Genomic DNA, 21,858 nt, shown 5'->3' with positions numbered 1-21,858 from the left:
GGCGGGGGGGGGGGGGGGCGGGGGCGCGCGGGGGGCCCGCCCCGGCGGGGGGGGGGGGGGGGGGGGGGGGGGGGGCCCCCCCGCCCCCCCCCCCCCCGCCGCACGGCGACGACAGGTACGCAGGTACGCAGTCACGCACACCGGCTCAGCTCCGCCGGTGTGCGCGGTTCCGGAACGCAGGAGGAAGAGCATGACCGAGCAGGAGAGCCGGGTGAACGGCCGGCCGGAGAACGGCGGGCACGCCGGGGGCGCCGGGGACGGCGCCGAGCGGTTCCTGCCGCTGATCGACGAGGCCGCGGCGCGCGAACGGCTGGGCACCCGGCGCGCGGTGTACCCCGGGACCCAGTCGCAGAGCGGCACCCTTGGCTGCGCCGTGACGGGGGTCGTGGTCCTCGGCGGGATCGCGCTCGCCCTGTCCTGGACCGAGGCGGCGGTCCTGGCGGTCATCCCGCTCGGACTGCTGCTGGTGGTCCCGTTCGCCATCCGGCACGAGCGGTCCACGACGAGGAGGAACCAGGGCCTGCGGATCGACCTCTTCGACCAGGGTCTCACCGCCGTGGTGCAGGGCCGGGTCCGCGCCGTCCGCTACGAGAGCACCTCCGTCCTCCAGTACATCGTCCGGCACACGGGAGCCGGCGGTTACACCGCGTACGAGTACACGCTCACCGACACCGAGGGCGAGAAGGTCGTCCTGCGCGGAAGGGCGGACCGGATGGGCGAGGTCGCGGAGAAGGGCAGGTTCAGCAGGCCTCAGGACTGGGGGCCGGCCATCCAGCACGCGGTGACCCGGGCACAACTCCCCGGCGCCGCAGCCGCGCTGGCCTCGGGCGGGCGCCTCGACTTCGGCCCCCTCTGGATCACCCGGGACGAGATCGGGTCCGCGCGGGGTTCGGTCCCCTGGCACGAGGTCGAGGAGATCAGGGCGGCCAACGGCATCGTCAGGATCAAGGCCGCCGGCAGGGGCCGAGGACCGGGCACCGCCGGGGTGAGCAGGATCCCGAACCTCTCCCTCTTCCTCACCCTCGCCGACCGCCGACGCGCCGCCGCCCGCCGCCGCCCCACCCCCTGACCCGGCCCGCCGCGGTGTTCAGCGCGCGGGGCGGGCGGGCTGCCGGCGCCGTCCGCGCCGTGTGCAGCCGCACAATGGGCGAGGTGAGGGAGGTGTGGCGATGTCCGAGCGGATGATCTACACGGCCGGCGTCGAGCTGTGCACCGAGCACTTCGGCGATCCGGCCGACCCTCCGGTGCTGCTCGTCATGGGCACCGGGGCCTCGATGCTCTGGTGGGAGGAGGGTTTCTGCCGGCTGCTCGCCGAGGGCGGGCGGTTCGTGATCCGTTACGACCACCGCGACACCGGTCGATCGGTCACCTACCAGCCGGGCCGGCCCGGCTACACCGGCGCGGATCTGGTCGGCGACGCCGTCGGCGTACTCGACGCCTATGGGATTCCGGCCGCGCACGTGGTGGGCGTCTCGGCCGGAGGGGGGCTCGCGCAGCTGCTCGCGCTCGGCCACGCCGATCGCGTCCTTTCGCTCGTCCTGGTCAGCACCTCGCCTGCGGTGCCGTGCGGTCTCGAACTTCCTCCACCTACCGAGGAGTTCATGCGGTTCGTATCGACCGCGCAGGTCGACTGGTCGCAGGACGCCTCGGTGATCGAGTACCTGGTCGGGTACGAGCGTGTGCTCGCGGGAGGCCGACGCCCGTTCGACGAGACCGCCGCCCGCGAGCTCGTCCGCCGGGACGTCGAGCGCGCGCACGACTTCCCCGCCGTGCAGAACCACGACTCCCTTCCGGAGGGTGAGCACTCGCGGGAGCCGCTGTCGTCGATCACCGCTCCCACCCTGGTGATCCACGGGACCGCGGATCCGATGTTCCCGTTCGGGCACGGCCGAGCCCTCGCCCAGGAGATCCCCGCCGCAGGGCTGTTGGCCCTGCAGGGCGCCGGCCACGGGATCGGCCGAGCCGACTGGGAGACGATCGCCCGCGCGATCCTGGCGCACACCGCGGCCGCCGGGAATCCCCAGGTGTACTGACCAATGAGGCGGTCGAAGCGGTAGGCGCCCGCGCGGGCGGGTGCAGATCGGCCAGTCCGCGCGGCCCGGCGGCCCGGCGGAAACGGGGGCGACCTCCCGGGCCGTACGTTCGACGGTCGTCCGGCGCCCGTGCACCGAACGGTTTCGGCCCGCATTACCGCAGGTCAGGCGCATGACACGGCACCGTGAACGGCGAGGTGGCTGAAACTCTCATGCCATATGACCTGTGACATTGTTCTCACTCCCGTTCGATGACAGGATCCACGCCAATCTCCTTCATTCAGCCTGATCCCACGTCAGGCTGCCCCCACTCGAAGAAGGACTTGGCGTGCACCTGCGCATACGACTCTCCACGCTCGCAGCCGGCGTCGTCGCCTGTTGCGCCACGGCCACCGCCGTGCTGCCGGCCCAGGCCTTCGCGGCGCCCGCCGCCGTCACCACCGGACCGCCCCCGTCCGCCGCGGTCGCGACCGCCCCGGCGGCCCCCTCCCCCGCCGCCATCCTGGCCGCCGCCGCGAAGCCGGCGGGCCTGTCCGCCGCCGACCGGGCGACCGGGTCCGAGCACCTCGCCGCACCCGCCGCACCGCTGCCCGCGGCGCTGCTCAGCGAGACCCTGATGGGCGAGCCCGCTGCCACAGCCGCACCGAGCACCCCCGCCCAGCCCAAGTCCCTTACCGCGCAGGCCCAGTCGGGCGCGGCCGCGGAAGCCGCCGCGCAGGTCTGCACCCCGGCCGACTTCGCCGGGCACACCGGTGCCGACCTGGTCGCGTTCCTCAAGAGCTCGACCACGGACTGCGTCTCCGCGCTGTTCAACAACGGCGGCGCCGACCCGGGCATCTTCAAGCAGTCCCGGATGCTGCCCGTCGCGGCCGCCTTCAAGGACCTGGCGGCCTCCTACACCGGCGACAACTCCACCGGCATCCTGCAGCTGGTGCTCTACCTGCGGGTGGGCTACTACATCCAGTCCTACTACCCCGACGCGGCCGGCCCGTACACCGCCGAGCTCACCACCGCCGTCAAGGCCGGCCTGGACGCGTTCTTCGCCGGCGCCCGCTGGCACGACGTCACCGACATTAACGGCGGCGTGCTCAAGGAGGTCCTGACGCTCACCGACAGCGCCAACATCCAGGCCGACTACCTGGGCGTCTACAAGCGGGTGCTGGACGACTACACCAACGCGTACAACGCCTTCCCGCAGATGGTCAACGCGGTCAACTCGGTGCTGAGGTTCCCGCTCTGGCGGGGCAACACCAACCCGAACTTCGTCAACGCGCTCGGCGCCGACCCGAGCCTCGTCACGTCGCTCGCCAACTTCGCGATCAACCACAAGGACCTGCTCAGCGGGCCGAACGCCGTCCTCGACACCAACGCGGGCAACGACCTGGCCCGGATGGCCGGGAGCAGCACCACCGTCGAGGCCGTGGCCAAGCCGCTGGTCAAGCAGGTGCTGAACGCCGCGCCGCTCCTCACGGCCGACGCCTCGCTGTACGTGCACACGGCCTTCCAGGCCACCGTCTACGACAACAAGCAGTGCTCGTACTACGACATCTGCAACCTGCCCGCCAAGCTCACCTCGGTCGTCCTGCCGAACCAGCTGGTGTGCGACAACCGGACCATCCAGGCCCAGGCCCTGTCGGCCGCCGAACTGGCCACCGTCTGCGCCAGCCTGCGCAACGAGGACGCGTTCTTCCACAACGTGGTCAAGGACAACGGGCCGATCCCCAACCAGTACAACAAGACCGTCACCCAGGGGATCTTCGCCAACAAGACCGACTACACCACGTACTCGTGGGCGATCTTCGGCAACTCGACCGACAACGGCGGCCAGACCGTCATGGACCCGACCGACCCGAACAACCGGGCCGCGAACGTGATGTACCAGAAGGCCTGGAACAACACCGACCCGGCCCGGGTGTGGAACCTCAACCACGAGTACGCCCACTACCTCGACGGCATCTACGACATGAAGGGCACCTTCAACGCCCAGATGTCCGTCCCGGACATCTGGTGGGTCGAGGGCCTCGCCGAGTACGTCTCCTACAGCTACCGCGCCACCACCGACACCGACGCGATGGCCCAGGCCGCCAAGCACACCTACAAGCTCAGCACGATCTTCCAGAACACCTACGGCAACTCGGACTCGACCCGCGTCTACCCGTGGGGCTACCTGGCCGTCCGGTACATGCTGGAGAAGCACCCGGCCGACGTCCAGGCCATGCTGGCCCGCTTCCGCGTCGGCGACTACACCGGCGGCTACGCGGTCTACAACAAGCTCGGCACCTCCTACGACGCCGACTTCGACGCCTGGCTCACCGCCTGCGCCGCCGGCGCCTGCTACGCGGCCGGCCCGACCTCCCTGTTCGACACCTCGGTGAACGGCGCGACCGTCAGCGTGACCGAGCGGTCCGTGCAGACCGGCCCGGGCCAGATCACCTCCTGGCGCTGGACCTTCGGCGACGGCACCTCCTCGGACGAGCGCACCCCGAGCCACACCTACGCGGCGGCCGGCACCTACACCGTCGCCCTGACCACCACCGACAACACCGGCAGGACCGCCACCACCCCGGCCTCGGTCACCGTGACCGCCGCCCCGGTCGCCCTGCCGAACTGCACCGAGCAGCGCACCGACGCGATGGGCCGCAACTGCTCGCGGACCGGCCGCGCCGCGACCGCAGGGAACTCCGACTACCTGTACGTCTACCTGCCGGCCGGCACCACGACGCTGAAGGTCACCACCTCGGGCGGCACCGGCACCGCGCACCTGTACTACAACCCGGGCACCTGGGCCTCGCCGAGCGCCTTCACCGCCTCCTCCACCGGCACCGGCACCACCCAGTCCCTCACCGTCACCAACCCCACCGCCGGCTACCGCTACCTCAGCCTCTACGCCGTCACCGACTTCAGCGGCGTCACGGTCAGCACCCAGTTCTGACCTGGACCGACCCCACCGGGACAGGTCCGCACCGAACGCCCGGCCGGGATCTCCCGGCCGGGCGTTCCGCGTGCGCGGTGACGCCACCGACGGGTCGACAAATCCGAAACAGGACAGTCGAAACGTCAGTCGGTACAAGGGGCAGACCCGCTGGCAGCGTCACCACGTTCGTCATCACTGTCAGTACTCGTTCTTGACGACGAAGAAGGAACCGCGGATCGTGCCGGCGAGCTTCGACTTCTGCCGGGCGAACTTGAACCGGGACGCGAGCTCCTCCGGAACCTCCATCCCTTCGGAGAGCTTGAACCCGACCGCCCGCTTCTTGGCGTCGTCGACGGTGTACATCACGTTGATCGACAGTCCGCTCTCGTAGAAGACGTACGCCATCCGGATGTTCTCGACCTGGAAGGCCGTGGCCTCCAACGGCCGGGAGGAGATGACGATGTCCCGTTCCTCCTTGAGGATCCGGTGCACCCAGTCGACCGCCGGCTTCGCGTCGCCCGCCGGCTCCACCGTGAAGACGTGGTCGTACTTGTTCTTGAAGTAACGCGCCTCGTTCGCCCTCAGACCGGCGAGCGCGTGCGCGACGGGCGACGACTCCAGACCCACGGTCGAGACGGTGACGAAATCCACGGTGTAGGTCACGGCAGGTACCTTCTCATCGGCGTCGGTGGATGACGGACCCGCGGCCGCGCGCCCGACGACGGGCGGCCGCCAGGGGAGCGTACGTGGGGACGCGTCGCCCGGCGGGTAGCCACGGCGGGCGAACGCCCCACCGGCACCTCCGACCTGCTCGTCACCGCCCCGGACCCGCTGGGCCTGGCCGGCTGACCGGCGCCGCTGAGGCGGGCTCCACACTCCGGGGGGTGCCCACCCACCGGATGCGCTCGGGCTCCACCCTGCACAAGCGGCTCGGACAGCCGGAACGGCCCGCCGGGTGAACCGGCGGGCCGTCACGAGGGTTCAGCGGTGCTCGGGGTTCTCGAAGTCGAAGCGGCAGCCGACGTCCCACTGGGAGCGCTGGTTGCCGTGGGCGGGGATGCCGCCTGCGTCCGACTGCGGCCCAGCCGACTCCCGCCGATCTGGCCGAGATCAGCCACTGGCATGTTCCCGCCACGGTTGCACACTGTTGACGATCCGTCACCTTCGCTACCGTTCTGCCGCTGGGCGGCACCCCCGCCCCGCACCCCCACGGCTGCGGCAACCCCCGGCCACACTGCGCCCGTTCACCCTGATCTGGTGACGCCCAGGGAGCAGGTGACCTGCCGCGGTCCCCCTGCACGTGCGCGAGTTTCCCGTTCCCGGGCCGGCACCTACGCCAGGGCGACTCATGAGGCCGTTCCTGCGTGCCGTCCCCCATCCCCAGGGAGGGCCGCCAGTTGCACACCCATGTCAGAAACGCCCGACGCCGCGGCACAGTCCGCTCCGGCACGGCGGTGCTCGCCGCCGCCGGGCTCGTGATCGCCGGTCTGACCGCCGCCGGGGCGGCGGCCGTGGCGGCGCCGACGCCGCCCGCGCCCGAGTCCTCCCAGCAGTTGGCCGCCAGCAGCGCCGACGCGTTGGTGGCCAGCCGTCCGGCCTTCCTGCTCGCCGGCCCGCAGGAGCAGTTCGTCCGAGGTCAGGTCGCTTCCTCGAACGGGTCGCAGTACGTGCCCTACGAGCGCACCTACTCGGGCGTTCCGGTGGTCGGCGGCGACTTCGTCGTGGTGACCAACAGCGCAGGGCAGGTCACGTACAACTCGGTCGCCCAGCAGCACGCGATCGGCACGCTGTCGACCAGCCCGAGCCTGAGCCGCGCCCAGGCCGAGAAGGTGGCGTCGGATCAGCTGAAGTCGGTGTCCAAGATCGAGGGCACCCGGCTGGTGGTGTACGCGCTGGGCGACGCACCGGCCGCCCTGGCCTGGGAGTCCACGGTGAACGGCGTCGGCGACGACGGCTACAGCCGGCTGAGCGTGGACGTCGACGCGCGCACCGGTGCCGTGCTGCACACCCAGGAGCACGTGCTGCACGGCAGCGGCACCGGCGCCTGGAACGGCCCCGCGCCGCTCACCATCAACACCACTTCCTCCGGTGGCAAGTTCACGATGAACCCCACCAACATCACGAACATGCCGTGCCAGGACGCCGCGAACAACACGACGTTCAGCAAGACCACCGACACCTGGGGCAACGGCGACGCCACCAGCAAGGAGACCGGCTGCGTCGACGCCGAGTACGTGGCGCAGGCCGAGTTCAAGATGCTCGCGCAGTGGCTGGGCCGCAACGGCATGGACGGCAGCGGCGGCGCCTGGCCGATCCGGGTCGGCCTGGCCGACGTCAACGCCTACTACGACGGCTCGCAGGTCCAGATCGGCCACAACAACGCCAACCAGTGGATCAGCGCGGCCGACGTCCTCGCCCACGAGATGGGCCACGGCATCGACGACCACACCCCCGGCGGCATCTCTGGCAGCGGCACCCAGGAGTTCATCGCCGACGTGTACGGCGCGTCGACCGAGGCCTTCATGAACGAGCCCGCGCCGTACGCCGTCCCGGACTTCCTGGTCGGCAACCAGGTCAACCTGGTGGGCACCGGCCCGATCCGCAACATGTACAACCCGTCGCTGATCAAAAGCAACCCCAACTGCTACTCCAGCAGCATCCCGAGCGCCGAGGTGCACGCCGCGGCCGGCCCCGGAAACCACTGGTTCTACCTGCTCGCGCAGGGCTCCAACCCGCCGGGCGGCCCGACCAGCCCCACCTGCAACGGCTCCACCGTCACCGGCGGCGTCGGCGTGCAGAACGCCCTCAAGATCGTGTACAACGCCCAGCTGATGAAGACCACCGCCAGCTCGTACCTGAAGTACCGCACCTGGACGCTGCAGGCGGCCAAGAGCCTCGACCCGTCCTGCGGCCAGTTCAACACCGTGAAGGCCGCCTGGGACGCCGTCAGCGTCCCCGCCCAGTCCGGCGACCCGACCTGCGCGGTCACCGGCAACGACTTCTCGATGGCGGTCTCGCCGAGCACCGGTTCGGTCAACCCGGGCAGCTCGCTGACCGCCACCGTCTCCACCACGCTCACCAATGGCTCGGCGCAGACGGTGAACCTGTCCGCGTCCGGCCTGCCCGCGGGCGCCACCGCGTCGTTCAGCCCGGCCTCCGTGTCGACCGGCGGCACCTCCCAGCTGACCGTCAGCACGGCCGCCTCGACGCCGCCCGGCACCTACTCGGTCACCCTCACCGGCGCCGGGACGTCGACCACCCACACGGCCGCCTTCTCGCTGACCGTCAACGGCACCGGCGTCTGCACCCCGGCGCAGTTGCTTGGCAACGCGGGCTTCGAGACCGGCTCCGCAGCGCCCTGGACCACCACCAGTGGAGTGGTCGACAACTCAGCCTCCGAGGCGGCGCACAGCGGATTGTGGAAGGCGTGGCTGAACGGCTACGGCTCCGCCCACACCGACAGCGCCTCGCAGACCGTCACCATCCCGACCGGCTGCCGGGCGACGCTGAGCTACTGGCTGCACATCGACACCGCGGAGACCACCACCACGACCCAATACGACAAGCTGACCGTCAGCGTCAACGGCACCACGGTCGCCTCGTACAGCAACCTCGACAAGAACACCGGCTACGCCCAGAAGTCGGTCGACCTGTCGTCCTACGCGGGCCAGAGCGTCACGCTGAAGTTCAACGGCGTGGAAGACTCCTCCCTCCAGACCAGCTTCGTGATCGACGACACCGCCATCCAGACCGGCTGAACCTGAACGGGTGAACCACGAGGGCCTGGCGGCCGCGGCCGCCAGGCCCTCGTGCGTTCGAAGGACCTCGCACCGCGCCTTCTCAGGCATCGCGGCCTGGCTCTACCGTGCTTCCTGACCTGCTCGGCGTTCGCACCGGCCCGCGGAGGCCACGAAAGCCGATGCCACACCGCGGTGGTGAGTGTGGTGGCGGCCGGTTCGCAGGTTCACATCCTGTCTCCGCTGCTCTCAGAAGCCCGGCCCGGTGCGTCGAGGCAATCCGAGGTCGTACATGACGCCTCCCGGGGGCCGACAACTCGGCGCCCCCTCACGCCGAGCCGCCGGATACGGCCGTACGGCGCCATGCGACCACTCAACCAAGTCGCCCGCACCACCACCATCCCACCGACCTGACCGGGCGCACTGACGCGCCGTCGGCATCGAATCCTCCTGACTCGGTGAATCATCCCTTGGCGCGCAGTTACGCGAGCACCGCATCCAGGTCGCGGACCCCAAAGTTGAGCATGCTCTGCTGGACGCGGGACCCGAAGTGGTCGAACGCGCGATGGCCCGCATCTCGGCTGGAAGGTCGAGCGGGTGCCGGCCCAGCTCGACGCTGGGTCAGTTCTGCGCTGGTCGTCCATTCGGGATCCAGTGATCGCAGCGAGCAAGCCGCCGATCAGCGCAGCGGTCCGAGCTGCAGAACCCTCCGAAACTCGATCGCCACGAGGGGCTTGCGCCTCCGTTCGGGCAGGTCAGCGGTGCTCGGGGTTCTCGAAGTCGAAGCGGCAGCCTGCGTCCCACTGGGAGCGCTGGTTGCCGTGGGCGGGGATGCCGCCGGCGTCCTTGAGCATGCGGGCGAGGTGGAGCTGGTTCCAGGTCATGAAGGTGGCGTTGCGGTTGGTGAAGTCGTTCTCCGGGCCGCCGGAACCGGGGTCGAGGTAGGAGGGACCGGGCCCCGCCTCACCGACCCAGCCGGCGTCGGCCTGCGGGGGGATGGTGTAGCCGAGGTGCTGGAGGCTGTAGAGGACGTTCATCGCGCAGTGCTTGGCACCGTCCTCGTTGCCGGTGATCAGGCAGCCGCCGACCCGGCCGTAGTAGGCGTACTGGCCCTCGGCGTTGAGGATCGAGGAGCAGGCGTACAGGCGCTCGACGACCTTCTTCATCACGGAGGAGTTGTCCCCCAGCCACACCGGGCCGGCGAGGGTCAGGATGTCGGCGGACATCACCTGGGAGTAGATGACCGGCCATTCGTCGGTCTCCCAGCCGTGTTCCGTCATGTCGGGCCAGACGCCGGTGGCGATGTCGATGTCCACCGCCCTGATGACGTCGACCTGGACGCCCTGGCGCTCCAGGATGCCGGTGCTGACGTCGATCAGGCCCTGGGTGTGGCTGCGCTCGGGGGATCTCTTGAGAGTGCAGTTGATCACCAGGGCGCGCAGGTCGCGGTAGGACGGTGCGGGGTCGGGCACGGAGCGGCTCCTTCGGGCGGTCGGGGAGGCGGCGGGGTCGTCGGCATCCACTGGACCAGTCCGGCGGCCCGGGCGCCCGTCGGGCTAGGCCGCCCGCGCGGGCCGGGCGGCGCAGCCGGATCCGGATGCAGACGGGGTGGAATGTTCCTAAGGTCGGTAGACGGGGGTACCGCGCGAGAGAACAGAACCGTCGTCAAGGCCGGGCAGAGGACGTGAGGCCGATGTCGTCCCATTCCGGCGCACCCACACGCTCCCGGTCGTCGGCTCGGCGGTCGCCCGCCTGGCGCACGGCCCGGCGGCTGGCCCGGCTGGCGCTGGCCTGCACGCTGGGCGCGGTGGCGGCGCTGGTGGCGGCGAGCGGGCCCGGCGGGCTGTTCGTGCTCGTCGTCGGGCTGGCCGGTGCGGTCGGCACGGCGGCCGGCACCTGGTGGGTGCTGTCCCATCGGGGGCTCGTGCGGGCGGCCGGGGTGATGCTCGCGGTGGTGGCCCCGGTGGCCGTCCTGGTGCTCTACGCCCGGGCCGACGTGTGGCCCGCGGCGCTGGCCGCGATCCTGCTGTGGGGAGCGGCCGTGCTGAGCGCGCGGGCGGCGCTGTACCGGCTACGCCGGCCCGGCGGCATGCGGGCGGTGGCCTGCGCCCCTCCCCGGCAGCCGGTGCTGATCATGAACCCGAAGTCCGGCGGCGGCAAGGTCGGCCGGTTCGGGCTGGTCGGGAAGGCCGAGGCACTGGGCGCCCGGGTCGTACTGCTGGACACCTCGACCAGCGTGGACGTCGCCGCGATCGCCCGCCGGGCGGTGGCCGAGGGCGCGGACCTGCTGGGAGTGGCGGGCGGCGACGGCACCCAGGCCCTGGTGGCCGAGGTGGCGGCCGAGCACGGCCTGCCGTTCCTGGTGGTGTCCGCGGGCACCCGCAACCACTTCGCGATGGATCTCGGGCTGGACCGGGAGGACCCGGCCCGCTGTCTGGACGCGCTGACGGACGGCGAGGAGCTGCGCGTCGACCTCGGGACGGTCGGCGGCCTCACCTTCGTCAACACCGCCTCGTTCGGGGTGTACGCGGAGATCGTGCAGCGTCCGGAGTACCGCGACGCCAAGGCGGGCTCGGCCCTGGACGCGCTGCCCGACCTGCTGCTCGGGTACGCCGGCCGGCCGCTCGACGCGCAGAGCGACGGCGCCCGGCTGGAAGCCCAGCAGGCGCTCCTGATCAGCAACAACCCGTACGCCGCGCCCGGGCCGATGGCGGCGGGCGGCCGCCGGCCGCGGCTGGACCTCGGGGTGCTGGGTGTCGTCGGGATCCGGGTGGGCAACGCGGCCCAGGCGGCCGAGCTCGCGCTCCGCGGGACGCGGGCGACGGGCCTCCAGGTGCTGACCGCCCACCGGATCACCATCGGCCCGGACAGCGGGAGCATCCCGGTCGCGGTGGACGGCGAGGCCCTGTCCCTGCCCGCCCCGGTGACCTGCGGCATCCGCCCGGGCGCCCTGCGGGTGCGCGTCCCCAGGCACCGGCCGGGACCTCCGGTGGTGCGGCCGCCGATGGACTGGCACGCGGTGGTGACGCTGGCCTTCACCCAGTCCCGGTCCGGCCCGGGCACACGGGGTTGAGCAGCGGACAGGCACCGGTCCGGGGCGGCGGCCCCGCGCTCCGCCGGTCCGAGGTGCAGGAGCCTGCGCGGACGCGCAGGCTGGAAGGACGAGCGGCCGCCCGCCCTGCCCGTCGGCCTCCGCGCCCACCGGATTGGAGACATCCGTGAAGGACCTCAGTTTCGAGCAGAAGGCCTCACTGTCACGACTTGAGGCCGCTGACCAGCTCAGCGCGCTCGCGGACGCGCTGAGGCACGGCGGCAGCGCCGAACTGGCCCTCGGCCCGGGGCGGCTGACCCTGCGGATCCCCGAGGAGCTCCGCAGCGAGATCGAGGTCGAGGTCGGCGACGGGGAGATCGAGCTGGAGATCGAGTTCAAGTGGCCGACCGCGCAGACCGGGACGGCGTCGCCGCCCACGGGGGGCTCCCACGGCTGACGCGACCGGCCCCCGGCCGGTGAACGGCCGGGTGGGGAAGGCACTCGCGGCGCCTCGCCCTTCGGGGTGGGGCGCCGTTCTGCCTGCCCGACGCCGTTCTGCCTGCTCGACGCTGCTCAGCCCGGCAGGCGCAGCGCCAGGCCGTCGAGGAAGACCTCCAGGCCGTAGTCGAACTTGGCGTTCCGGAGTTCGACCGGATCGGGGGCCACGGCCGCGGCGGCGTAGGCGGCGACCAGGTGCTCGTGGTCGGCCGCGACCTGCTGGGCGGCGGGCATCAGGCGGGCGATGAAGGCGGCCTCGGTCTCGCCGGAGCGGGCGACGGTGGTGAGCCAGGCCGCCTCCGCGCTGCTCATTCCGACCGTGTAGGACAGCAGCGTGTCGATCGCGCGGCTCGGCTCGGGGAACCCGGCGGCGGTGAACAGCGCGGCCAGCCGCTCGGAGTAGGAGATCAGGTTGGGGCCCAGGTAGGCGAGGCCCGCCTGGCCGAGCAGCGCGGGCAGCCAGGGGTGGCGCAGGACGGTCGCCCGGAAGGACCGGGCCGCCTCGGCGACGGCGGCGCGCCACTCGGGGCCGTCCGCGGGCGGGACGTCTATCTCGCCGAAGACCTCGTCCAGCGCGAGCTCCATCAGCTCGTCCTTGGTCGCGACGTGCCGGTAGAGGGAGGTCGCGCCGGCGTTGAGGCGGCCGCCGAGCTTTCGCATGCTGAGCGCCTCGGCGCCCTCCGCGTCGAGCATGGCGACCGCCTCCCGGACGATCGCGGCCCGGCTGAGCGCGGGCTGCTCGGCCTCGCGCTGCTGCCGGGCCCACACGGACGGGATCGGGTTGGTCTTGGCGGCCACGGGGTCCTCCTTCGCTGCGTACGCCGTTCGCGTCGAGCGTACAGGAGGAGGGGATTGCGCACACTGTTCACAGATGAGTACAGTGTGCGCATCAACGGAACAGTGTCTGCACCCGAAGGGGACGACCCCATGGAAACCCGCAATCCACGCCGCTGGTGGATCCTCCTCGTGCTCTGCCTCAGCACGCTGGTACTGGTGGTCGACAGCATGGCCCTGACGGTGGCGGTGCCGTCGATGACCGAGGACATCGACGCGACCGCCCAGGACATCCAGTGGATCCTCGACTCCTACATCCTGGTCTTCGCCGGGCTGCTGCTCACCTCCGGCAGCCTGGGTGACCGGTTCGGCCGACGAAGGATCATGGTCATCGGCCTCCTGCTCTTCGGGGCGGCCTCGCTGGCCGCGACCTTCTGCACCAACCCCGGCGAGGTGATCGCCGTACGCATCGCGATGGGCGTCGGCGGAGCGCTGATCATGCCCTCGACCCTGTCGATCCTGATCACCGTCTTCGACGAGGAGGAGCGCGGCAAGGCGATGGCGGCCTGGGGCTCGGTGTCGATGCTCGGGCTGGTCGGCAGCCCGGTGCTCGGCGGCGTCCTGATCGACCACTTCTCCTGGCACTCGATCTTCTTCATCAACGTCCCGGTGGTCGTCCTGGCCGTCCTTGCGGCCCTCACCCTCATGCCGGAGTCGAAGGGCCCGTGGCAGAAGCCCGACCCGCTGGGCGCGGTGCTCTCCGCCGCCGGGATGACCGCCCTGATCTGGTGGATCATCGAGCTCCCGCAGCACGGGGCCTTCGGCGGCCGGTCGACGATCACCCTGGTCGTCGCGGTCGTCGCCCTCGGCGGGTTCGTGGTCTGGGAGAACACCACCTCCGCGCCGATGGTGCCGCTGGCCCTGTTCCGGCACCGCAACTTCAGCGGCGGGTCGCTCTCGCTGACCCTGGTGCAGATCGGCAACGGCGGTCTGCTGCTGGTCCTCACCCAGTACCTGCAGTTCGTCCTCGACTACTCGCCGGTCAAGGCGGGCCTCGCGTTCGTCCCGCTGGCCGTCGCCGCGCTGATCGGCAACGCCGCCGGCGCCGGACTCACGGCCCGGATCGGACACCGCCTCCTGGTGCTGGCCGGCATGCTCGTCATGGCCGCGGCCTTCGCACTGCTGGCCACCGTCTCCGCCACCACCGGCTTCACCGTCCCGGCCGTCGCGCTGGGCCTGCTCGGCCTCGGTGCGGGCCTCGCGATGCCGGCCGCGGTCGGCGCGCTGATGGGCACCATCCCGGCGGAGAAGGCCGGCGTCGGCTCGGCCCTCAACGACACCATCCAGCAGGCCGGCACCGCGCTCGGCATCGCGATCCTCGGCTCGCTGCTCACCAGCGGCTTCGCGGACGAGATGCCCTCCGACGCACCCGAGCAGGCGAAGCACTCCATCGGCGGCGCGCTGGCCGCCGCCCAGGGTGACGCCGGCCTGGTCAAGGCCGCCCGCGAGGCCTTCACCACCTCGATGTCGACCACCTTCACCATCGGCGCGATCGGCGTCCTCGCCGCCGCCCTGCTGGCCACCCTGGTGATGCGCGACAGCCGGCCCGGGCGCGCGGCGGCCCCGGCTGACGGGCCGGCCAAGGCCCCCGCCGACGGTCCCGAACTCGTCATCTGACCGGCACGCGGAAAGCCGGTGCACGGAACGCCGGTGCACGGAACGCCGGCGCGCCGAAGGCCGGCGCGCGGAGGGCCGGTGCCCCGTCGGGGTACCGGCCCTCCGCGTTCACACCGGGCCTGCGGGCCACCCGCGCCCGGCGCTACACCGCCCGGCGGTAGAACCAGACGCCGAGCGGCGCGAAGACCGCGACGATCCCGATGTCCCAGGCCAGCGCCTCCCAGACCGCGGTGGTGGCCGGCCCGCCGAGCACCAGGACCCGGACGGCCTCTGCGGTCTTGGAGACCGGCTGGTGGTTGGCGAAGGCCTGCAGCCACCCGGGCATGGTCGCCACCGGGACGAAGGCCGCGGAGGCGAAGACCAGCGGCGCCAGGATGGGGAAGGTGGCGGCCTGCGCGGTCTCCGGGTCGCCGACCGCCATCCCCACCACCGCGAAGATCCACGACATCGCGAAGCCGAACGCCAGCACCAGCAGGACCCCGCCCAGGAACGACAGCACACCCGCGTGGATCCGGAACCCGAGCGCGAAGCCGACCGCCGTCATCAGCGCCACCACGAAGACGTTCCGCGCGAGGTCGGCCATCGTCCGGCCGGAGAGCACGGCCGAGCGCGCCATCGGCAGCGAGCGGAACCGCTCCATCAGACCGGTCTGCATGTCGGTGGCCAGGCCGATCGCGGTGTTCATCGAGCCGAAGACGGCGGTCTGCACGAAGATGCCCGGGATCAGGAAGTCGACGTAGGAGACCCCGGGCGGCAGCGCCGGACCGACCACCCCGCCGAACACGTAGCGGAACATCAGCACGAAGACCAGCGGCTGGATGGTCGAGAAGACCAGCAGGCGCGGCACCCGGCGCAGCGCGATCAGGTTGCGCCAGGCCACCGCGAGGCCGTCCCGGACCGGTGCGGCGATCCGGTTGCCGAGCCGCCCGGCGTCGACGGCGCTCACGGCGCGTCCCCGCGGGGTGCGGAGCCCTCGGACCCGTCGCCCGGCGCACGGTCCACGCCGTCGGAACCGGCATCAGCAGCACCGGCATGAGCATCAGCACCGGCACCCGCGGTGCCGCCGGTCCGGGTGCGGTGCCCCGTCAGCGCAAGGAAGACATCGTCGAGGCTGGACTCCCGGACGGTGACCGTACGCGGCACCAGCGCGCCCGCCTCCAGCGCGTGCAGGACGTCGATCAGCAGCCGGGAGCCGTCCTGGGAGGCCAGTCTGAGCAGGTCGCCCTCCCGTTCGGGGGACTCGGCGACCCGGTCCGCGATCACGGCGGCCGCCCGCTCGGCGCGCGCCTCGTCGCCCATGCCCAGCTCGATCACGGTGTTGCCCAGGCGCGCCTTGAGGACGGCCGGGGTGTCGTCGGCGATGATCCGGCCCTCGTTGACCACCACCACCCGGGACGCCAGCCGGTCCGCCTCCTCCAGGTACTGGGTGGTGAGCAGCACGGTCGTGCCGTCCTTCACCAGCTCGCGGATCAGCTCCCACAGGGCGGTGCGGCTCTGCGGGTCCAGGCCCGTGGTCGGCTCGTCGAGGAAGAGCACCGGCGGCTCCGGGACGAGGGCCGCGGCCACGTCAAGCCGCCGCCGCATGCCCCCGGAGTACGTCCGTACCGGGCGGTCCCCGGCCGACGCCAGCTCGAACCGCTCCAGCAGCTCGCCCGCCCGGGGGCGGATCCGCCTGCCGGGCAGCTGGGTGAGGCGCCCGATCAGCCGCAGGTTCTCGCGGCCGGTGAGGTTCGGGTCCACGGCGGCGTACTGCCCGGCCAGCCCGATCAACCGCCGGACCACGGGGGCCTCGTGGACCACGTCGTGCCCGAGGACGGTGGCGCGACCGCCGCTCGGGCGCAGGATCGTCGTCAGGATCCGGATCGCGGTCGTCTTTCCCGCGCCGTTCGGCCCGAGCAGGCCGAAGACCGTCCCCGACCGGACCTCGAAGTCCACCTCCTCCAGGGCGGTCACCGACCCGAACCGCTTGCTGAGGCCGACGACGCTGATGGCTGCCTGTCCCATCGCCTGTCCCATCGCCTCTCCCGACGTGAGGTGACGACTGCACCCGGCCCGGCGGCTCCGCTCGGCTTGACAGCTCCGCTCGGCCCGGCGGCCCTGTTCGGGGCGGCGACGGCCGCCGCCCGGCCTACCGACCGGCACGGGCCCACTCCATCGTCCTCCCTGGGCCTCCTGCGCGACAGCCGGGCCGGGCGGCGGGGACGGCGGTACCACGGATCGCCACTGCCGCGCGGCAAGTTGGCACGCAGACCCCTCTCTTGAGCGAACCGGACCCCGGACGCCGGTACGACACGCCCGGACGGGGCAAACCTGGTGCCAACACCGCGGCCAGACCGACGGATCGGCGGCCGACCGGGAGCCGGTCCGACAGGTGTGCGAGATACCTGACATGTCCGACAGGAAGGCAGTAAATCGTCTATTGCACAGGCTTTTTGAGGCTTAGTCAGAAATGTTCCGAAACCGGCTATGCTACTTCCGGCCCGGCCCGCTGCACCCCCGTCGCACCAGGTCCGCGAGGACCTGCGCGGGCGCCGGACTGCAGGCGAGACGCAGCCCCCACGCCGCCGGAGCCGGCCCCCACCCGCCCGTTCGTAACCCTTTCGATCGTTTGAGGATGCTGATGCTTCGTGCTGGATCGTCACCCGGAGGTCGGCGCTCCGCTCCCGTTCTGGTGTGGCTCCTGCCCACGGTCGTGACGGCCGCCGCCGCTGCCCTCGCCGCGTCGCTGGCCTCCGCCGGCGCCCGTACGGGCGCCGTCTGGTGCGGGGTGGTGGGCACCGCCGCGGTGGCCGTGGTCGCCGTCGAGGCGGCCCGCCGGGGACGCGCACTGGTGCGACTGCGCGAGCGGCACGCCCAGCAGGAGCGCGAGCTGCGCCGCCGGCTGGCCCGGCAGGAGGCCGAGACGGTCCACCTGGCGAAGGTCTCGCTGCCCGAGGCCATCGCCCGGCTCCAGCGCGGCGAGTTCCCCGCGGACGTGCTGAGAACCTACGAGTCCCCCGACCCCGTCGTCGGCACGGACTTCGACGCCGCCCGGCACGCCGTCCTGCACGCCGTCCTGGAGGCCGTCGACAACGAGGAGTCGATGCGCGAGTCCGCCCAGCGGGCCTTCGTCAACATCGCCCGCCGCGTTCAGGCGATCATCCACCGGCAGGCCCAGGACCTGCGCGAGATGGAGGACCGGCACGGCAACGACCCGGCGGTCTTCGACGACCTGCTGAAGCTGGACCACGGCAACGCGCTGATCGGCCGCCTCGCGGACAGCATCGCCGTCCTCGGCGGCGCCCGCCCCGGCCGGCAGTGGAGCAGGGCCGTGCCGCTGTACAGCGTGCTGCGCGGCGGCATGTCGCGCATCCTCGACTACCAGCGGGTGGAGCTGCACCCGGTGTCCGAGGTGGCCGTGGTCGGACCGGCCGTCGAACCGCTCATCCACGCGGTCGCCGAGCTGCTGGACAACGCCACCCGCTACTCCCCGCCGCACACCAGCGTGCACCTGACCGCCGTCGAGGTGCAGACCGGTATAGCGATCGAGATCGAGGACGGCGGCCTCAGCCTGAGCGAGGAGGGGCGGGCGCGCGCCGAGCGGATGCTCCTGGAGGCGCAGGCCGGCATCGACCTCAACGACCTCGGCGAGTCCCCCCGGCTCGGCCTGGCCGTGGTCGGCCGTCTCGCCCGGGCGTACGGCTTCCAGGTCTCGCTCCGACCGTCCGCGTACGGCGGGGTGCGGGCCGTGCTGATCGTGCCGCAGGACCTCATCACCACGGCGCCCGCCACCGGCCGGGCGCACGGCATCGGCGCGTCCTCCGGACCGCGGACGGCCTCGTCGGGCGCCCGCCGGCCGGTGGGCGGACCGCGGCCGTGGGGGTCCCGGACGGCGTCCGTCTCCTCCGCCAGGTCGTCCTTCGGGTCCGTCCCGAGGGCCGTACCGGGGGCCGCTCCGGGGTCGGCCCTGGCCGACGACGGGATCCCGGTGGTGACCGAGCGGGCCGCGAACGGCCTGCCCCAGCGCCGCCGCCACGCCGCGCCCTTCCGGGCGGGCGTTCCCGAGGCCGCCAAGGCCCCCGAGCCGGCCCAGGCGCCGGTCCAGCCCGGCTTGTGGCTGGCCGCGTTCCACGAGGGGGTGAACGGCCACGCGCCGTCCACCGGCGAGGTCGGCCACACCAGTGACGAGGCAGGGAAGGGCGAGCAGTGATTCAGCAGCGGACCAACATGGACTGGATGCTCAAGGAGCTGGCGGACGGTGTCCCGCACACCCGCCATGTCGTCGTGCTCTCCGCCGACGGACTGCGGATGGCCCAGCACGGCACCGACACCGACACCGCCGACCGGCTCGCCGCCGCCTGCGCCGGACTGCAGAGCCTGGCCGCCGCGGTGGGCAACGAGTTCCCGCACGGGGACGGCCGGATGCGGCTGGTCGTGATCGAGATGGGCGGCGGGTTCTTCTACCTGATGGCGGCCGGCGCCCGGGCCTACCTCGCGGTGCTGGCCGACGAGAGCGTCGACGCCGGGCTGATGGGCCAGCGGATGCGGGACCTGGTCGCACGGATCGGCGAGCATCTCAGCACGCCTCCGCGCAACGGCGGGCAGGTCGCGTGAGGAGGCGGGGCGGGCCCGCCGTCGAGGGGTGCGTGCCTGGCAAGGTGCCTCCCGAGTGCGGCGAGGTGGGGACATGAGCACCTCCGACCAGGGCTGGGACGGCGGTGAACCCGAACGTCTCTACGTGATCACGCGCGGCCGCAGCGGGCTGGCCGAGCAGACCACGTTCGACCTGGTCACCCTGATCGTCTCCCGCGCGGAGCCGACGCCCACGATGCAGCCGGAGCACGCGGCGATCCTGCGGATCTGCGGCTCGCCGCTGTCCGTGGCCGAGATCTCCGCCTACCTGCGGCTGCCGATGAGCGTGGTCACCGTGCTGCTTGCGGACCTCCTCGCCGAGGAGCAGATCGAGGCCCGATCCGCCGTCCCGCAGGCGATCCTTCCCGAGCGCGCCCTGTTGGAGGCGGTGATGCATGGACTTCAGAGGCTCTGAGACGGTGGTGGGACCGCCGAGCGCGGACCTGCTCCCGGCCACGGCCGCCATGGCGGTCAAGGTGGTGATCGTGGGCGGCTTCGGCGTCGGCAAGACGACCCTGGTCGGCTCGGTGAGCGAGATCCGCCCGCTGACCACCGAGGAGACGATGACCCAGGCCGGGGCGGACGTCGACGACACCGCCGGGGTCGAGCGCAAGACCTGCACCACGGTCGCGATGGACTTCGGGCGGATCAGCATCAGCGAGGAACTGGTGCTGTACGTGTTCGGCACCCCCGGGCAGGAGCGGTTCTGGTTCCTCTGGAACGGCCTGTTCGAGGGGGCGCTCGGCGCGGTCGTGCTGGTCGACACCCGGCGGCTGGAGGTCAGCTTCGACGTGATCGGGCGGCTTGAGGACCGCGGCGTGCCGTTCGTCGTCGCGGCCAACACCTTTCCCGAGTCGCCGGGTTACCCGGTGGAGGAGCTGCGGTCCGCGCTGGACCTGCCGCCCGAGGTGCCGATCGTCGCCTGCGACGCCCGGACCCGCGAGTCCAGCCGGGACGTCCTGCTGGCGCTGATGCACTACCTGTACAACCTCTCGGCCCCGCCTGCGCGGTGACCGCACGGCCGCCCCTGCCTGATCCCGCCCCGCGCCGCCCTGCCCCGATCCCGCCGCCGACCCAGTCCGCGACGCCGCCCCGACCCCGGAGACACCCGTGACCACCCCGTTCCGTGACGATCCCGTTCCCACCCCGCCGCCCGGCTGCCCCGCCCACGCGCCGGGCGGCGAAGGGCTCGCCGCCGAGGGCCTCCGGCGGATCTACGGACCCGAGGCCGAGGCCGACCCCGCAGGCCTGTACGAGAAGCTGCGCGCCGAGCACGGCGAGGTGGCACCCGTGCTGCTGCACGGCGACCTCCCGGCCTGGCTGATCCTCGGCCACTCCGCGAACCTCACCGCGATGCGCACGCCCTCCCGGTTCTCCCGGGACTCCCGCCGCTGGTCGGCCTTCCAGGAGGGCCTGGTCACCCCGGACTCCCCGCTGATGCCGGTGATCGCCTGGCAGCCGCTGTGCGTGTTCGCGGACGGCGAGGAGCACCGGCGCCTGCGCGGCGCGGTCACCGACAGCCTGAACCGCTTCGACGGACGCGGGACCCGCCGCTACGTCACCCGGTTCGCCGACCAGCTGATCCAGGAGTTCGGCCCGACCGGCCAGGCCGAGCTGGTGGCCCAGTTCGCCGAGCACCTGCCGATGCTGGTGATGACCCAGCTGGTCGGTATGCCCGAGGAGTACGGGCCCCGACTGGTCGAGGCCGCCCGGGACTTGATGAAGGGCACCGAGACGGCCATCGCGAGCAACGACTACGTCGTGGCGACGCTGCGCCGGATGATGGAGCGCAAGCGGGTCGCGCCCGGCCCCGACCTGGTGTCGTGGCTGATGCAGCACGAGGCCGGGCTGACCGACGACGAGGTGCTGGAGCACCTGCGGGTGGTGCTGCTCGCCGCGAACGAGACCACCGTGAACCTGATCGCGGACACCCTGAAGCTGGTGCTCACCGACGTGCGGTTCCGCGCCCACCTGTCCGGCGGCCACATGACCCTGCCCGACGCCCTGGACCAGGTCCTCTGGGACTCCGCGCCGATGTCGCTGGTCGCGGGCCGCTGGGCCACCGGCGACACCCAGCTCGGCGGCCAGGAGATCAGGACCGGCGACATGCTGCTGCTCGGCCTCGCGGCCGGCAACGTCGACCCGGTCGTCCGCCCCGACCTCGCCAAGCCGCTCTACGGCAACCGCTCCCACCTGTCCTTCGGCGGCGGCCCGCACGAGTGCCCCGGCCAGGACATCGGCCGGGCCATCGCGGAGACCGGTATCGACATCCTGCTGACCCGGCTTCCGGACATCCGACTCGCCGTCCCGGAGGAGGAGTTGACGTGGACCTCGGCGTGGATCTCCCGGCACCTGGCCGGGCTCCCGGTGAGTTTCACGCCGCGGACGGAGACCGAGGAGGAGGCGATCGCCAGGGGTGCCGTACCGGCGGCGTCGGCTGCCCCGCCGACTGCCCCGCCGACTGTGCCCTCCCCGCCCGCCGCGCCGCCGGCCCCGCCCGGGTACCCGGCCGCCGCCGTCCCCCGGCAGCGGCGCGGCTGGTGGAGCGTCCTGACCGGGATCTTCCGGCGCTGACCCGGCGGC

The 21,858-nt window shown here is 72.3% G+C and carries 17 protein-coding genes and 1 pseudogene; 12 read left to right on the top strand and 6 right to left on the bottom strand.

Annotated elements, in window-relative coordinates:
- The first annotated feature begins 190 nt into the window (after positions 1-190).
- The 3 genes from ACGFZP_RS16715 (at position 191) to ACGFZP_RS16705 (ending at position 4,965) form a co-directional block, all read left to right on the top strand.
- A complete protein-coding gene (locus ACGFZP_RS16715) occupies positions 191-1,069 on the top strand; it encodes a DUF6585 family protein (RefSeq protein ID WP_392933049.1) in 879 nt (292 codons plus the stop codon).
- Between the two features lie 100 nt (positions 1,070-1,169).
- Positions 1,170-2,033 (top strand): alpha/beta fold hydrolase, encoded by an 864-nt coding sequence (locus ACGFZP_RS16710; protein WP_392933047.1) that lies wholly within the window; start codon positions 1,170-1,172, stop codon positions 2,031-2,033.
- 328 nt (positions 2,034-2,361) lie between these two features.
- Positions 2,362-4,965: a collagenase gene (locus ACGFZP_RS16705; RefSeq protein ID WP_392933045.1), complete on the top strand. Its 2,604-nt coding sequence runs from the start codon at positions 2,362-2,364 to the stop codon at positions 4,963-4,965.
- A 180-nt stretch (positions 4,966-5,145) separates the two neighbouring features.
- On the opposite strand, the gene ACGFZP_RS16700 is transcribed toward ACGFZP_RS16705, so the two are convergent.
- Positions 5,146-5,610 carry a phage tail protein gene (locus tag ACGFZP_RS16700; RefSeq protein WP_392933043.1) on the bottom strand — a complete coding sequence of 155 codons (465 nt, stop codon included), beginning with the start codon at positions 5,608-5,610 and terminating at the stop codon, positions 5,146-5,148.
- A 318-nt stretch (positions 5,611-5,928) separates the two neighbouring features.
- Positions 5,929-6,015: pseudogene (locus tag ACGFZP_RS16695) on the bottom strand (flavodoxin family protein); the annotation flags it as partial.
- A 329-nt stretch (positions 6,016-6,344) separates the two neighbouring features.
- On the opposite strand from ACGFZP_RS16695, the gene ACGFZP_RS16690 reads away from it, so the two are divergent.
- Positions 6,345-8,705, top strand: coding sequence for a M4 family metallopeptidase (locus tag ACGFZP_RS16690; RefSeq protein WP_392933040.1), 2,361 nt, complete (start codon positions 6,345-6,347; stop codon positions 8,703-8,705).
- A gap of 734 nt (positions 8,706-9,439) precedes the next feature.
- Here ACGFZP_RS16690 and ACGFZP_RS16685 read toward each other — a convergent pair.
- Positions 9,440-10,156: a flavodoxin family protein gene (locus tag ACGFZP_RS16685; RefSeq protein WP_392933038.1), complete on the bottom strand. Its 717-nt coding sequence runs from the start codon at positions 10,154-10,156 to the stop codon at positions 9,440-9,442.
- 221 nt (positions 10,157-10,377) lie between these two features.
- On the opposite strand from ACGFZP_RS16685, the gene ACGFZP_RS16680 reads away from it, so the two are divergent.
- Positions 10,378-11,757: a diacylglycerol/lipid kinase family protein gene (locus ACGFZP_RS16680; RefSeq protein ID WP_392933036.1), complete on the top strand. Its 1,380-nt coding sequence runs from the start codon at positions 10,378-10,380 to the stop codon at positions 11,755-11,757.
- A gap of 145 nt (positions 11,758-11,902) precedes the next feature.
- On the top strand, positions 11,903-12,172 hold the full coding sequence (locus tag ACGFZP_RS16675) for an amphi-Trp domain-containing protein (protein ID WP_392933034.1): 270 nt from the start codon (positions 11,903-11,905) through the stop codon (positions 12,170-12,172).
- Between the two features lie 116 nt (positions 12,173-12,288).
- Here the strand turns inward: ACGFZP_RS16675 and ACGFZP_RS16670 are convergent, their stop codons facing one another.
- A complete protein-coding gene (locus ACGFZP_RS16670; RefSeq protein WP_392933031.1) occupies positions 12,289-13,011 on the bottom strand; it encodes a TetR/AcrR family transcriptional regulator in 723 nt (240 codons plus the stop codon).
- Between the two features lie 129 nt (positions 13,012-13,140).
- On the opposite strand from ACGFZP_RS16670, the gene ACGFZP_RS16665 reads away from it, so the two are divergent.
- On the top strand, positions 13,141-14,664 hold the full coding sequence (locus ACGFZP_RS16665) for an MFS transporter (protein ID WP_392933029.1): 1,524 nt from the start codon (positions 13,141-13,143) through the stop codon (positions 14,662-14,664).
- Between the two features lie 142 nt (positions 14,665-14,806).
- On the opposite strand, the gene ACGFZP_RS16660 is transcribed toward ACGFZP_RS16665, so the two are convergent.
- Both ACGFZP_RS16660 and ACGFZP_RS16655 read right to left on the bottom strand, forming a co-directional pair.
- A complete protein-coding gene (locus tag ACGFZP_RS16660; protein WP_392933028.1) occupies positions 14,807-15,610 on the bottom strand; it encodes an ABC transporter permease in 804 nt (267 codons plus the stop codon).
- Positions 15,607-16,668, bottom strand: a complete 1,062-nt coding sequence (locus ACGFZP_RS16655; protein WP_392933025.1) for an ATP-binding cassette domain-containing protein — start codon at positions 16,666-16,668, stop codon at positions 15,607-15,609. The genes ACGFZP_RS16660 and ACGFZP_RS16655 overlap by 4 nt, the downstream gene beginning before the upstream one ends.
- 616 nt (positions 16,669-17,284) lie before the next feature.
- On the opposite strand from ACGFZP_RS16655, the gene ACGFZP_RS16650 reads away from it, so the two are divergent.
- From ACGFZP_RS16650 to ACGFZP_RS16630, 5 genes are all read left to right on the top strand, one after another.
- Complete coding sequence (locus tag ACGFZP_RS16650) at positions 17,285-18,853, top strand: ATP-binding protein (RefSeq protein WP_392933494.1); 1,569 nt, start codon at positions 17,285-17,287, stop codon at positions 18,851-18,853.
- The gene (locus ACGFZP_RS16645; protein ID WP_392933022.1) at positions 18,850-19,257 is read left to right on the top strand and encodes a roadblock/LC7 domain-containing protein; all 408 of its coding nucleotides are present in this window, start codon (positions 18,850-18,852) and stop codon (positions 19,255-19,257) included. The genes ACGFZP_RS16650 and ACGFZP_RS16645 overlap by 4 nt, the downstream gene beginning before the upstream one ends.
- Before the next feature lie 73 nt (positions 19,258-19,330).
- A complete protein-coding gene (locus ACGFZP_RS16640; protein WP_392933021.1) occupies positions 19,331-19,690 on the top strand; it encodes a DUF742 domain-containing protein in 360 nt (119 codons plus the stop codon).
- Positions 19,671-20,288: an ATP/GTP-binding protein gene (locus tag ACGFZP_RS16635; RefSeq protein WP_392933019.1), complete on the top strand. Its 618-nt coding sequence runs from the start codon at positions 19,671-19,673 to the stop codon at positions 20,286-20,288. The genes ACGFZP_RS16640 and ACGFZP_RS16635 overlap by 20 nt, the downstream gene beginning before the upstream one ends.
- 97 nt (positions 20,289-20,385) lie before the next feature.
- Positions 20,386-21,849: a cytochrome P450 gene (locus ACGFZP_RS16630; RefSeq protein ID WP_392933017.1), complete on the top strand. Its 1,464-nt coding sequence runs from the start codon at positions 20,386-20,388 to the stop codon at positions 21,847-21,849.
- Positions 21,850-21,858 lie beyond the last annotated feature (9 nt).

The organism is Kitasatospora sp. NPDC048239, assembly GCF_043202015.1.
GTDB lineage: Bacteria > Actinomycetota > Actinomycetes > Streptomycetales > Streptomycetaceae > Kitasatospora.
Note: the sequence above shows the minus strand (reverse complement) of the source record. Positions and strands in the feature narration are given on the sequence as shown.

Excerpts from the sequence above, each read along its gene's own strand:
- ACGFZP_RS16665 (WP_392933029.1), top strand. The coding sequence starts at position 13,141 with ATGGAAACCCGCAATCCACGCCGCTGGTGGATCCTCCTCGTGCTCTGC.
- ACGFZP_RS16635 (WP_392933019.1), top strand. The coding sequence starts at position 19,671 with ATGGACTTCAGAGGCTCTGAGACGGTGGTGGGACCGCCGAGCGCGGAC.
- ACGFZP_RS16650 (WP_392933494.1), top strand. The coding sequence starts at position 17,285 with ATGCTTCGTGCTGGATCGTCACCCGGAGGTCGGCGCTCCGCTCCCGTT.
- ACGFZP_RS16710 (WP_392933047.1), top strand. The coding sequence starts at position 1,170 with ATGTCCGAGCGGATGATCTACACGGCCGGCGTCGAGCTGTGCACCGAG.
- ACGFZP_RS16655 (WP_392933025.1), bottom strand. The coding sequence starts at position 16,668 with ATGGGACAGGCAGCCATCAGCGTCGTCGGCCTCAGCAAGCGGTTCGGG.
- ACGFZP_RS16715 (WP_392933049.1), top strand. The coding sequence starts at position 191 with ATGACCGAGCAGGAGAGCCGGGTGAACGGCCGGCCGGAGAACGGCGGG.
- ACGFZP_RS16680 (WP_392933036.1), top strand. The coding sequence starts at position 10,378 with ATGTCGTCCCATTCCGGCGCACCCACACGCTCCCGGTCGTCGGCTCGG.
- ACGFZP_RS16640 (WP_392933021.1), top strand. The coding sequence starts at position 19,331 with ATGAGCACCTCCGACCAGGGCTGGGACGGCGGTGAACCCGAACGTCTC.